This is a genomic window from Ferrovum myxofaciens, from assembly GCF_000735045.1.
Classification (GTDB): domain Bacteria; phylum Pseudomonadota; class Gammaproteobacteria; order Burkholderiales; family Ferrovaceae; genus Ferrovum; species Ferrovum myxofaciens.
Genome location: NZ_JPOQ01000123.1, coordinates 1 through 13,747 on the forward strand (window position 1 = coordinate 1; position 13,747 = coordinate 13,747).

Here is a 13,747-nt window from a genome sequence, read left to right on the forward strand (position 1 = left end):
CAAATTGATATCATGACGGGTTTGCACAAAGTGGGCAGCGTGTTGCTGCGTTCGTTACGCGTTGATATTTCAGTGTTTTCGCACCCATGGAGAGGCTAAACACCGCATTTATATGGATACCCCACATATATTTTCTCCCCGGTTACGCCTCAAACATTATTTCAGACTTTTGCTTTTGTTATCGTGGGATATTATCTGCGCAACCTGACAATGTGTATAGACTATTTATTCTGATTACCGTGTAGCAATAATGCTACCAACGGAGGGTGGTCCTGATCCACGGATAATGGTTGAACAATGTCAACCTCTAATTTGTTCGAGGAGCCATTGACGCAATTGATCGCTGGATTCCTGATGTTTGTCGGGATGATTCGGGTTGGTGAGGATATCCAGAAGTTCGATTCCGGTTTTGTTTTTCGCGGGATGGCGCAACAGGAAGTCTCTGAAGGGACAGCCCTCTGGTGCGGGCGCCCGGTAGGGGGGGGCGGTGGGATCGATTCTCAGGTGGCGCCAGTAATAGGCCAAGGCACCCAGATAAGATTGGAATGTATTTTGAGAGGCAGGGTTGAAGTCCATGGGGCAAGTCCAGGATTTCAGTGCCTGGATCGGCATGGGTCTGGCGAGGGCATAACCCTGACCAAACCGTCCTCCCAAAAGGGTGACGACTTCAATGATGTCGGTGTTTTCCAGTCCTTCGACAATGACGGTACGTTCAAAATCATGGCCGATCTGGACCATGGTTCGAATCAGTTTTAATGTCTTGATGGGATCGGAAGAGATGTTTTTCAGGATGGATCTGTCAATCTTAATGATATCAAAGGGAAAATCAGAAAATCGCTGGAGGCTGCTATAACCCGACCCCAGATCATCGATGGCCAATTGGACCCCCAAACGTTTCAAACGTTTCATGGCCAGATCCACTTCCTGGATATCAAATTCCTGATCTTCCAGTAACTCCAGGGTTAATTGTCGCGGCATTACGGCATACCTGCCCAGATTTTCCTCGATCCACAGAGAACATTCGGGGTGGAGAAGGGTGCTGGGGGGAAGATTCAGGGCGATATGCACCTCCTGTTCATTATCCCGGCTGATTTGAATCAACTCGAGACATTGTTTCAGTCCTTGAAGGAAAAGGGTGCTCAGGTCGCTGGCACGCAACGCAGGAATGAAGTCATTGGGCAGGATGACCCGTCCTGCGGGATCCACCAGGCGAGCCAGCGCTTCGATCTTTACCATGCGTCCGGTGTGCAAATCAATGACCGGTTGCACGAACATGGTTAGTCCATTCGCATGTAACAATTTGCGATAAAAGGAAGCATTGGGGGTGTCCGGGGACAGGGATACCCGTTGGTAAGTGACGGAGATTTGATGCCAGCGGTTCTGTAATGAAGTGACAAAAGTTTGCATCCAGTCTATTGCAAACTGATGAGGATACTTGCCAATCAGAACGAGAATGCATTCAATGTCCTGGGTACCGCGGATCGGGATGGCCACTGCACTGCGCAGGCCCAGTGGATGGAAAAATGGTTGCCAGAGCAGGGTTCTCGAATCCTGACCATAGGCATTGCTGATCTGTACTTGTCCTGTATGCCAGGCACTGGCAATTAATCCCTGGCCTGCCGGGACACGGGTGTCCAGAACGGGCTGCGTTTCCGGGTTGGTCAGAATACGGGTCAATTCCGCAGACAACGCTCCCGAACTCCGTTCAATGGTAAAAGAACCTTGAGTATTGGGGCGCAGGACCTGACACGCCAAAATACCGGGGAGAAGGGCCAGATCATCCAGTTCCGATTGTTTTCTTCTTCCGTGGGTGAGAGGGGGGATGGAAAGGAGGGCATTGTATTGATCCATGACCTTCTGGATATTATCCAGTTGGACCTCGACATCCAGCAGCAATCGCGCCGCCACGGCGCGCATGATTCTATGGCGTTCTCTGGCCATGAGAGGCATGGTGTCGAGATGGCGGCGAAAGACTGCCCAATAAGTACTCATGGCACGGGTCAGCCAGGAACCGGAAACACCGATCAGCGCATGAACCTGGCCCAAGTGGCTGGCCTGCGCCGTGATGGATTCAATGGTGCTTTGGGGGGCAATCAGGGTTTTCAGGTAGTTGGCCTGTGTTTCGATTAACTTTTTCCATTCGTCGGGGGTCAAACACTGGAGGATGTTAGATGGCGTAGCCTGTTGTTTCAATTCCGCATAAAAGAAACTGAAAAAATCATTTCCAATTCGGTCCAGATGCTCTTGCACTGCCAGAAGCGACTGCCTGGCGTATTCTCCAAAGGGATTGAAGGGAGGTTCGATGGAGGGGGTGCTGGAAGGGATGGGCCCCCAATGCCACCACTCCCGACGGTCCTTTTTGTTTACCTTGGCCTGATACATGGCAGCGTCTGCTTTTCTGAGCAGTTCGCGGGGTCTTGTGCCATCTTCGGGATAGAGGGCCAGTCCCAGGCTCATGCCGATGGTAACGGGTTTATCGGTCTCGGAGAGCAGGAAAGGAGAGTCTACGGCGCAGTGCAGGCGGTCCAAAAGTTTTTTGAGTTCGGCCAGGACATCGGTTTCGATGAGCGCATTGAATATGACGACAAATTCATCCCCTTCCAGGCGTGCCAGAAAGTTTTCTTCCCCGAGATTGCTTTTTAAGCGCCGGGTGAGTTCGATCAATAAGGTATTGCCTTTTTCATGCCCCAGGAAGTCGTTGACTGGTTTGAAATCATCCAGATCGATGATGCCCACGGCCATGACCTGCTGTTGTTGACTTGCCTGTTCCAGGGCCCAGGGTAAGTATTCATCCAGAGCCAGACGGTTGGGAAGACCGGTTAATGGGTCCGTGCGTGCAAGCCGTGCTTCCTCCGCCGGGGAGGAAGGGGGGACTGAGTTGGAATGTTCCGGAAAATTCACAAAAAACCACCTCGAAAAGGATATGTTTGGTTTTTGTCTAAAACCTGTCAGAGATGACTGAGGGAAGCCTTGGCTTCATTTTTTTGAGGAAAATCCTTGGGGCTATTGACGAGTTCCTCAAGAATTCGACGACCCTGGTCCTTGTTTCCCGTTTGAATGAGTGCCTCGGCATAGTGGTACTGAATATCCAGTGCATCGGGCATTTGGGTGGCGACTGGTTTTAAAAGTTCCAGTCCCTTCTGGGGGTTTCCCTGGCGGGTGTAGATCCATCCCAGGGTATCTTCGATATTGGGATTGCGGGGAGCCAGTTGGTAAGCCTTTTGGGCCGTTGCCAAAGCCTGCGGATTATGGGTTTCCAGATACAAATAGGCCAGATTGTTCAGAACAATCGGGTTATTGGGGGTCTTTTGCAGGAGGTACTGATATTGTTCGATGGCAGATTTATCATTATTCTCGGTCAAATCCCGTGCGGCAAGGTAATTGCGACTCACCAGATCGTTGGGGTGCAGGGCCAGCCAGTGGCGTATATGTTGGTCGGCTTCCTGGGTTTTTCCACTTTGGGTCAGCGCATTATCCAGTTTTATTTCACCCACGGTGGTGGCGAGTACTTTCTGGGCTTGAGCGTAGGCCGCAATGGCGGCATCATAGTGTTTCTGCTGGAAGGCGGTGTCTCCCTCCAGGATCGCGCCTTCGGGGGATTTGGGATGGGATCGTTGATAATTTTCAGCCAGGCTTTGGGCTTCTGTGTAATTTCCCGCCGCCAGTTCGAGTCCTGCCAGGCGATTCAGTATATCCAGATTTTCGGGTTGCAATTGATGCGCTTTATTCAGCGAGGTGATGGCTCCTTCGCTATCGTTGCTGAGGCTTTGTGCCATCGCCAGGCGAAAATAGGCCGGCGAAGATTTCGGGTTCATTTCGACAATTTTTCCGTAGGTAGCCACGGCGTCCTTGTTTTTCCCTGATTTCAGTTGTGTCTCGGCCAGTAGTTCCATGGCCATGGCATTGTTCGGGTTGGCCGTGACTGCGGCCTGAGCCTGGTCGAGGGCTGCACCTTCCTGTTTCTTTTGCAGGTAGAAGCCAATCAGTTCGACATCCGGAGTCAGCGCCGAAGGATTGGCCACCGAGGCTTTCTTCAACCAATCCACATAGGTCTGCTCCTGTCCCTGGAGGGCGGCCAGGCCGGCCAGGGCTTCCATTGCCTGGAGATTTTTCCGGTCATGACTCAGAACGGATTCGAGGGTTTTCTGCGCGCCAGGGATGTCATGCTTTTTAACGGATATTTGGGCCAGATTCAAGGCGGCAGGACTGTAGGCGGGATCCAGGGCCAGTGCCTGGGTAAAACTTGTTTGGGCATTCGCCCAATTTCCCAAACCAATGTAGGCCGCTCCCTGAAGATTGTAAAAGTTTGGATTCTTGGGATTTTTATTGATCAGTAATTGGATGTATTTAAGGGCTTTGTCGTAATTTTTGTTGCCCAGATAGGTCAAGGCCAGGGCATTGTCCGCCTGAAGATAGTTGGGGTCCAACTTGCTGGCTGCTTCAAGATCGGAAATCGCACGGTTTTCCTGACCCGTGGCCAGCAGCGTCAAGGCAAGTTGGGTGCGCAGAACGGCATTCTGGGGATTCTTCTGGGCTGAAAGGGCGAGGACCTGGGAGGCTTTTTCAAAATCACCCGAATCGGTGTAGATCTGGGCTGCCAGGGCATTGGTTTCGGGGTCTGTTTGTTCCGTTCCCAGAAGAGGGGTCAGCGTTTTGAGCGCTTCCTGGGGTTGGTGTTCCTTGAGTTCGATACGGGCCAGAATTTTTCTGGCGTAATTATTTTTCGGAAAAGTTTCCACAAACCGACTCAAATCTTTTTGAGCTTCCTCGTAGTGGGTGAGTTGCAGGGCAGTCAATCCGCGCAGAAGAATGGCGGGCATGAAATCCGGGGAGGACTTCATCACCGTGTCGAGGTCATCCTGTGCCACCAGGTATCGTTTGTTTCCATAATCGATGAGTGCCTGCAGATATTTGCCCATGAGGGAATTGGGGAGCACTTTGTTGTAGGTGTTCACTTCGGCTTCGGCTTCGGCTTGGTCAATCTTTCCCATGGCCAGATACAGTGATGCCAGACTGGCCAGTGCCGGGCCGCTTTTGGGGTCGGCAACCAAAGCCTGTTGATAGGTGGAGAGGACCTTTTCAGGAGGCGCACCATGACTGCGTAGCAAATCCCCTTTCATGATCCAGGCAGTGGCGTCATTGGGGTTGGTTTGGGTAATTTGGTCAATGAGTTGGGTGGCTTCGTCGGTTTTTCCCTGAGCCAACAGGAAACGGGCCTGGCCCCGCTGTGCCTGGACATCTTTGGGGGCCAGTTTCAGTGCAGTATCGAAGGCTGTTTGAGCATGGGTCAGATCATTCAATCCCAGATAACCATCTCCACGCAGGATCCAAACTCCCGCCTGCTGATCAGGGGGAGAAGAGGGGTTGGGTTGAATTTCATCGATGATTTTCTGGAATTCTCCCCGTGCGAGATAGGCTTGTCCCAAGGTTTCCTCAACCTTGCCCCCGCTGTTCCCAGACTGAAGAACCCGGTGCAGTTCATCTTCGGCAGCGGCCAGATTGCCCGTGTTCAGATAAATGCTTCCCAACAGGGTGCGTGCTTGAATATTACCGGGATCTTTCTGGAGTGCGTTCTTGAGTTGAATGATGGCGGATTGATCTTTTCCCTGGGCCTGATAACTCTGGGCTTCCTTGATCATATCCGGAACCGAAGCGCTTTTTCCGCAGCCGGAAAGAGTGAAAACAGAGAAAATCAGGGTCGAACAAAGGATCGAGAGGGGGGGTGTCCTGACTTTGAAGGAATGGGACATGGTCGTTGATTCCTTGAACGTTAAAAGGTGGATATCCTGATTATAACGAGTGTGTGGAACCTCAAGAGAATTCTTTGTGCACCAAAGAGTTGACCCATTCAGCGCTGTGCTGAATGACCTGATTGTTCCAGTGACGTTGTGAAAAGGTGTGATCTGCTTCCGGTAAGTCATGACGGGTAACGACTGGGGATGAAAGCCAGGATTTCCAGAGATCGGAGGTTTTCACGGTATCTTCGAATTCCCTGGCCGTTAGATCCTGACCGCTGAGAATGAGCAGGGTTGGCCCTGTGTAGTCTGCCAAGGCCTGTTGCATTCTTTCGGGCAAAGGGAGAAGTGAGTCTTGAGTGGGGGATGACCGGGTGGTTTTCAGGACAGCAGAGCAAAGTTCCCGGAGTGACTGAGTCAACTTGAGTTGTCCGGAGAAAATTTTCTTCCACAGTTGCGGATTGGTGAGACGGCTTCGATAATAGTGTTTGATCTGTGCCTTGGCCAAACTTTGCTCGGTACGGGTCCACGGGTTGCAAAGAATCAAACCGGCAATCTCCGGGTTGAGACGGGTATGAAAGATGGCGGCGGAGGCGGCATCGCACAGGCCCCATAATACGATGCGTCGGGTGGTGGGCGAATGGGTCAGAAACCCCTGGAGGGCGGAGGTGATGTCCTCCTGAATCTCCTCAAAATTCCGCAAGGTGCCCGTACTGTCCCCCATGCCCCGATAATCGAAGCGCAGACTGGGGATCCCCTGCTGGGCCAGACCCCGTGCCAGCAAGGTAAACTGACGGTGGCTGCCTGTGCGGCACTGGGGTCCTCCCACAATGATCAGCACTCCGAGCGGAGCAGGGGTCTCTGGTTGAGTCAGAATCCCCACCAGAGCATCTCCCTGGCATTCCATTGTCAGGGGGGTTTCAGCGTAGGACATGAGCCATCTGCTCGGTGGATTGGGCAAGGAGATCCGGACAGTCGGTGATTTCCTGAGTCTGCCAAAAAGGTTCCCCCGCAAAGGAATGGAGCATGACGGGCGCGCCCCTGGCTTGCCAGGATTCGAGAAGTCGCTGGGTTGCCGGTGCCGGCAAACCCTGGGGACCCTGCAACTCGAACCAGTGAATCGGCAGAGGAGGGGGTTCCACGATGTGGAGGTGATCCAGTGCATGGGACAACGCCGGGTTGAGGTCGTACCCTCCGATCTCCAGAATTTCTCCCTGGAGAAGTTTTTCCCGGAGCATTTGGGTCGTGATCCGGGAGGTATTTCCTGAAGCCATGGATGCCGCCACCCGCAGGCGCAGAAACTGGGTCAGGAAAGTCGAACCATTGAACACAGGTTGCCACAGGACGCAGGGCAACGAAGTCCCCTCCCGTCCCAGAAAATCCAGGGCCAGCAGGGCGCCCAATCTCAATCCCCAAAGACCCACCGGACAAGGGAAGCGGGTGGAAAGCCAGGATAAGCCCAGATGCAGGTCATCATGCCAGGTTTCCCAGCGCGTATCACGCAGTTCGCCTTCACTGTCTCCGCAGCCGTGCAGATCCATCACCAGGACGGCCACGCCCGAGACCGCCAGAGCCTGGGCCTGCAGGGAGACCATCCGGCGCGATTTGTTCATTTCCTCGCCAAAGGGCGGTACATACAACCAAGCGCTGGAAGGAGTCTGGAGGGGGGCATGAAGAACGCAAAACCGTTTTCCCTCGCCGGCCTGAAGATAAAAAGGCAAGGGAAACGACGGGCCGGTCATGGATGTAACTTGTGATCTACGAAGGCGGTCAGGGTACCCAGGGTACCGAATACTTCCGCATTGATTTCATCATCATCGATGGTAAAACCAAAATGCTCTTCCAGCGTGGTGATCAGATTGACCACTGCCATGGAATCCAGTTCGGGAATACTGCCCAGCAACGGGGTTTCGGCATGAAAAGAAGAAACTCGAGGGCCGAGTTGCAGTACTTGATCCAATAGATCCCGAAGGGAATTTTCAGTACTCATGACAGGAATTTCTCCAAAATCGACCTGCTGCATTATATACGAAGAAAGAGACAATTCCTTAATGCCTGTGGTTTCAGCCCCCACTCATGACCAGATCGAAGGCACGGCGCAGTAGATTCAATTCCATCATCGGGGTGCCGCGCATTTCGCTGATGGGTTTGAATATGCCGCCGTGAGGTTCTAACGCTGCACAAGGGGGATCGAAGGTGGTAAACCGGAAGAGATGGATACGAATCGGGGCCGCAGAACTCCCCATCCATTCCCGGAAGCCGGTGGCGTGAGTCAATTCTGCCGGAGCAAAGCCATACCGCACGATCAGGGCCGCCTTCACCACCTCGGGCGCATGACATTCGGTGATGTCGGCAGGTTCTGCAATGGCGCCAGCGCCTTCCGGCAATGGTGCTGGCGCCAGAATACTGGAGCCGTAGCGCGCAAAAAACGAGGCGGGGCTATAGTTGTCAAAATGACACAGGATCACGCGATTGTGATCAAAAATATTGGCGCTATCCATGGGGGGTGTTCCTTATGAAAGTGAGCAAGATCAGGCAGTGGTGTACATTTTGATGCCGTGGTGGTCGCTTACGCCCGCGCCGCCGGACGAGCCAAATCCATTCCGCGAAAGGCAGAGCAGCGCTGAAATACGTCCACCGTCGGTTCCACCTTTTTTTGGTGACAGAACTTTGCAGCCAACTTCGCCAGTCCCTTGATGTCCCGTCCGGTCGCAGCCGGGAACATTTCCACCAATTCGTCTACCAGTTCCGCATTGACGTTCAGTTCAAATTGCTCCACCATCACCTGCCAGATTTTGCGCCGGTCATCGCTTTGCGGTGGGTAGAATTTGATCATGGCGATGCAACGGGAAATGATTGCTTCGTCGATGTCATCCACGCGGTTAGTGGTCAGAAACAGCAGGCCGTTGAAATATTCCAGAACGCGCAGGAACACGCCCACCACCGCATTCATCGTGATATTGTCGTCGCGGCGCTTGATGTAGACATCCGCTTCGTCTATCAGCATGACTGCGCCCCAACGCTGAGCCCGGGTCAACACGTCTTTGAGCGCTGTCTCCATCGCGGCCACATTCAATCCCAGTTGTCCCGAGTGCACGCGGTACAGAGGTCGCTTGATGATTTCGGAATAGACTTCGGCGGTCAGGGTTTTTCCGACGCCCGCCGGACCGGCGCACAGTACCGTGGTGCCGCCGGATTTTCCGACCACGATATCGTCCATCAGGACATCCATCTCGGCGGTCAGGATGTCGATGAGATCGGTCTGTTCCTGCGGTAGTATCAACTTTTGTTTCAGCGCCGGTTGATATTGATAGGGGGTCATGTCGTCGACGTGAACCCATAAATAATGGTGCAGTTCCAGGTGGAACATGAGGATATAAGCGTGAACCGGGAGTTGAGAAAACAACCCCTTCGGTATCGCGGCTTGCGATTCCTTGACTTCATCCTCGGCGTCGTAGCGATTGCTCTTGGCCGATTTGCTCAGATACTGGCCCAGGATATCTCCCGTCACCTCCAGAGTTGAGGTGCGCGAAGTCAGGATGCTCTCGTCGTTGACCAGACGGGCAGTGCCGCCTCCGGTGGACAACACCACCACATCTTTGCGCGACCAGTCGGTATTGCGATGTGAAGAATTCGGATCCTCGGTAAAAAAGCCGGTGCCTTGACCGGAAAACTGTGCTCCATATTGGGCGCGCCAATTGAAGTAACGCGCCACGGTTTCATCGTAAACCCGGATGAGTTCGGGCGTCTCTTTCAGGAAGCCTTTGGCAGCAAAGATTTCTGCAATCGTTTTCTTGTCAATATCTTTCGCGTCAATTCTGAAAGTGGCCATCGTGATGGTTCCCTTTGCATTGGCCTTCAATTCGACGAATACTTTTCCAGTTTCGTCGTTTGACGACGGCGTATAGTCCAGTCGTGTAACGACGTAGGGCAGGGGCTTGCCGGAAACATTCGCGGTGAACAACCAGCCGCGGATCGCGTTGGTCATCAAATAGCGCGCAATGGCCGGTACGATCATTTCCAGTGCTTCAGCCTCGAACCGGACCCCATTGTCGTTCATGACTTCTTGTAGCGTGGCAAGTTGAGCGGCGCGGGCGCTCATCTCCGGTCCCGCTGCTTGATAGAGATCTCTCAGGTAACTGAGTTCGGCATTCGACAGTTGCCCGAACGGCACCTCAACTTTATTGCCGAAACGAAGTTGCTCCTTCAAGGGCGCCAGCCCAGGGAACGTATCAACCATCGCATCCAGGTATGATCCTTCGATTTGAAGTTTCATGTGCGGTTTCGCTCGGGCGCGTCGTTGCTCAGAGAGACTATGGAAGACTTCACCCGCAGTTCGGAGGTGTTGTTGCCGTCCATGCCCCAGTAGTCGTAGATTGGCATGAGGTTTCCTTGTAGGGTTTCAGACTGAAAACACTTTGCCTGAAACTTTAAGCAAGAAATATACCTATCGAACCAGTCGACGTGGATATGTCGGCGTTATTTTAAGGGATCCCTTTTGTCAAAGGGACTATCAAACACTCCGGTTTTCCCCGCAGGGCACCGCAATCTTGGCTCCCCATTCCTGGCTTCGGCATGCCAAGATGAAATCCCTGGACATAGTCGATCCCCATGTCTTTCAATGCCTCAAATATTGCTTCCGATTCGACGAACTCGGCCACAGTCAGGATGCCGGTGTCCTGACACAGGTGGCTTAAATTGCGCACGAGGGCATAGTCGATTTTGGAATTCAGAATGTTCCTCACGAAAGCACCGTCTATTTTGACGTAATCAAAGCGCAATTCGCGCAGGTAATGGAAGGAATTGTAACCGCTACCGAAATCGTCGATGGCGAAAGAGAAACCTTTCTTCCCGAGGTCGGTCAGAAATTTTCGCATACTGGTCATGTCGCTGATGGCGTCGCGTTCCAAAATTTCGAAGACTACATTTTTCGGCGGGATTTCCAGATTGTTGCATAGCCTCTCTGCATAACCAAGGATTCCCCTGCCTTGTATTTCCTGGGCGGAAAGGTTTATGAAAAGACGAGTGGGTGTACTTCCTTCCTCGGTAATCCAACTTTTTAGCGCCATCAGTGATTTTTCAATCATCGGACGATCGAGTTCGCGACCCATGCCATATTTTTCTATCGTTTCGACGAACATGCCGGCAGAAATAATTTCTCCATTCGTTTCCTGAAGCCTGGCCAGGGCTTCATAAGCGAAAAGCTTTCCGTTTTTGCAATCGAAGATAGGCTGGAAATAGGGAATGATCCTGTCGTTCTTCAGGGCATCCCACAACTGTTCGGCACGATCCCGTATTTTCCTGCCGGCATGAATCTGATCTTTCACCGCGTCGACAGTGCTGGTTCCATCTTTACCCATTCCCTTGGCACGATAAAGCCCCATATCCACGCTTGCCATAAGATCCGAAATGTTCTGCGCATCTTCCGGGTAGGTGGCCAATCCAATGGAAGTCGTGATGTGGAAGCCTTTGCCATCAGGGCCTTCAAAGGTCGCATCCCGTAATTCTGACCTGAGTTTTTCAGCCACAGCAAAAGCGCCATTCTTGCCTGTTTCGCTCAGGACAATGGCAAATTCGTCTCCGCCGATGCGCGTTGCGAGATCACCTCTGCGCATGGAGTTGCGCATGATTTCGGCCATCTGCTTCAGGACGGCATCTCCGCAGGGATGTCCATAGGTATCGTTGACATCCTTGAAGTCATCCATGTCCAGCATGAGGATCGAGAATTCATGCTTGTGGCGTTCAGAGCGGCCCACTTCGTACTCAAGCATTTCGTTGAAATAGCGTCGGTTGTGCAACCCCGTCAGGGGGTCGTGTGTCGAATAGAATTCAAGTTCGGACAGGGTAAGGTTCAGCGCCTTGCTTGATCCTATGACCATTTCCATGACGGCCATGATTGAGCGGATTACGCTTTCCTCCTGCTCGCTCAAACTCTGTACTGTCCCACAAGCCACGCCCACCAGTCCGGCAAGATTCAGTTTCTTTTCTCCTGGAACTGCCACGATCAGCATCTTCATATCTCCGAAAGTGGCGTATTCCCCACTTTCCAGAATCTGGAATTCCTCTATGTTCAGAAGGGCATCGAGAGGAAGGTTTAATTTGGCGATCATTTCCTCGGTGAATCTCGTTCTGGCTATTGCCTTCGCTTCTTCCGTGTAACTGCCCACGTAATAGATAAAAATGGAGAGGTCCTGTTTTTCTGCAAAGGCGATGAAAAAAACATTGAAAGAAAAAATAGAATAAAAGTTGGTAAGAATTTCCTGGACGAACTTCTTCCACTGGGAAACCTTTTCATGGAAAAGTATGATGTTCTCCAAAACCCGGCTCTGACGTTCCAGCAGATCTTTTTTGACCAGAGTATCGGCTAATTTTTCTGCTGTTTGATTGACGGAAGACCCTAACAGCAACTTGTTGGTTTGAACCGAACAGAGCAGTTCGCCCATTTCGTCACGTCTGGTAACATCCAGCGGGTTTAAGTAATCGCCGTCGACGATCTCGTGAAGATGTTTTTTTATTTTCTCGATGGGGCGTGACACGAATCTCCTGTTAACCCATCCGATGAATGAAAACATGAAGATCTGCAGTAGGGACAGCCCTGCAATGAGCGACAAAATAGTAGTGTGCAACCGTTTGAAATCCCCGGAAAGATCGATCATGAGATCCGACGCGCCGTTGGAACTGCCAACCTGAACGTGGTGACAAACGAGACAGTCAGTGCCATGAAAATTGTGGGACACGATATACGGTGTGATCGCCCTGAATACAGGCTTTCCCTCGGCAAACTCAAGCGCGAAATAGGGGATGGACTTACCCTGCGCCACCGAATTCTCAATCGTCCGTTTTACCACGGGATCATCGAGGTGCTCTTCCGGCAGTCCGGGTCCAAATTGCCGGACTACCTGATCGGTTCGCATCAGTCTTAACGATTGGAGGTGCTGTCCTTCCATGATTTTTTTTTATCATCAGTTTGCGGTTTGCAGGGATCGAGATTTCTCCGGTAACCATCAGCATGTTGGCGCTGTCGATGACCTGCATGGCGGTAGCCACGGCCCGGCGCTGCACATTGTCTATCATGGTCGCCTTCATCTGGCTGTAGACGCCGAAGGTAGCGAGTACGCCCACGATCAGAAGCGCTGGCTGGATCATGATCTGAAGTTTGGTTTGCAGGTTCAGATTACTGAACCACCGTTGGATCGAGAACGGCGGACGCGGCGCCTCGGCCATGCGGTAAAGTTTCTCTGCTTCCGAAATTTCCAATCTGGAGGGCTTTTGCCACAATGACAGATAGCCAACGACCTGACCTGAGCGCATGACTGGGGAAACCGTGGCTCGCACCCAATACTGGGCGCTGCTCTTGGTGCGGTTCTTGATGATCCCCTGCCAGGGATGTCCACCCTTGACCGTTTTCCACAGGTCTTCAAAGGCCCATTGTGGCATGTAGGGATGATGGACGATGTTGAGGTTTTCCCCGATCAGCTCATTTCGGGAAAAACCGGACATTTTCACGAACGTATCGTTTACGTAAGTAATGATTCCATCAAGGTCGGTCTCGATGTAGAACGCATCAGACTCATCCAAGTCGACATCGGGTTGTTCCACTCCGGATTGTAATTCGTTAGGCAGAGATCTTCCTTTTCGTGATAAACGCGATCCCAAACAAACCAAGGCAGATCAGTACCAGGGGCATGGGTTCGGGAACGGCGCTGGGACGGGGGGGGTGTCTCTCATCCCGGCATTGGTAAAGGCGGTGGAATAGGATTTTCCGCTGGAATCGGTTCCATAGGCCACGGCAAAGGTGCCTTCGGGCAAGAGGTTGGTATGGATGTTGAGGTAATCGTTTCCGGCAAACCCATTGCTGTAGAGGGAGAACAGGTAGATTCCAAAATTATGGCTCTATGTGATTTGTAGTGGGTGGTGCGATAATTCCGTCATGAATAGTACAACTTTATTTAGCATGGCGCTTGGCCTGCAATCGCCTTGGCAAGTGGACGATATTTCGTTTTCTGCCGATG

10 protein-coding genes are annotated in these 13,747 nt (G+C 52.2%); all 10 read right to left on the reverse strand.

Features of this window, described 5'->3' with window-relative positions; genetic code table 11:
• Window positions 1-300 precede the first annotated feature (300 nt).
• Window positions 301-2,901, reverse strand: a complete 2,601-nt coding sequence (locus tag IV91_RS0111390; RefSeq protein ID WP_051862617.1) for an EAL domain-containing protein — start codon at window positions 2,899-2,901, stop codon at window positions 301-303.
• A gap of 47 nt (window positions 2,902-2,948) precedes the next feature.
• Window positions 2,949-5,750 (reverse strand): XrtA/PEP-CTERM system TPR-repeat protein PrsT, encoded by a 2,802-nt coding sequence (gene prsT, locus IV91_RS0111395; protein WP_031598493.1) that lies wholly within the window; start codon window positions 5,748-5,750, stop codon window positions 2,949-2,951.
• Between the two features lie 61 nt (window positions 5,751-5,811).
• Entirely contained in the window at window positions 5,812-6,669 is an 858-nt protein-coding gene (locus IV91_RS0111400; protein ID WP_031598494.1) for a hydrolase 1, exosortase A system-associated, read from the reverse strand.
• Window positions 6,656-7,477: a hydrolase 2, exosortase A system-associated gene (locus IV91_RS0111405; RefSeq protein WP_031598495.1), complete on the reverse strand. Its 822-nt coding sequence runs from the start codon at window positions 7,475-7,477 to the stop codon at window positions 6,656-6,658. Before IV91_RS0111405 ends, IV91_RS0111400 begins: the two co-directional genes overlap by 14 nt.
• Window positions 7,474-7,725 (reverse strand): acyl carrier protein, encoded by a 252-nt coding sequence (locus tag IV91_RS0111410; RefSeq protein ID WP_031598496.1) that lies wholly within the window; start codon window positions 7,723-7,725, stop codon window positions 7,474-7,476. The genes IV91_RS0111405 and IV91_RS0111410 overlap by 4 nt, the downstream gene beginning before the upstream one ends.
• A 73-nt stretch (window positions 7,726-7,798) precedes the next feature.
• Window positions 7,799-8,236, reverse strand: a complete 438-nt coding sequence (locus tag IV91_RS0111415; RefSeq protein ID WP_031598497.1) for a hypothetical protein — start codon at window positions 8,234-8,236, stop codon at window positions 7,799-7,801.
• A gap of 68 nt (window positions 8,237-8,304) precedes the next feature.
• Window positions 8,305-9,975, reverse strand: coding sequence for an AAA family ATPase (locus tag IV91_RS0111420; protein WP_035417936.1), 1,671 nt, complete (start codon window positions 9,973-9,975; stop codon window positions 8,305-8,307).
• Between the two features lie 244 nt (window positions 9,976-10,219).
• Window positions 10,220-12,682, reverse strand: a complete 2,463-nt coding sequence (locus tag IV91_RS0111430) for an EAL domain-containing protein (protein WP_160171576.1) — start codon at window positions 12,680-12,682, stop codon at window positions 10,220-10,222.
• Entirely contained in the window at window positions 12,588-13,334 is a 747-nt protein-coding gene (locus IV91_RS15960) for a PAS domain-containing protein (protein ID WP_051862621.1), read from the reverse strand. Before IV91_RS15960 ends, IV91_RS0111430 begins: the two co-directional genes overlap by 95 nt.
• A 16-nt stretch (window positions 13,335-13,350) precedes the next feature.
• Window positions 13,351-13,494 (reverse strand): PEP-CTERM sorting domain-containing protein, encoded by a 144-nt coding sequence (locus IV91_RS19790; RefSeq protein WP_084190076.1) that lies wholly within the window; start codon window positions 13,492-13,494, stop codon window positions 13,351-13,353.
• Window positions 13,495-13,747: the final 253 nt, after the last annotated feature.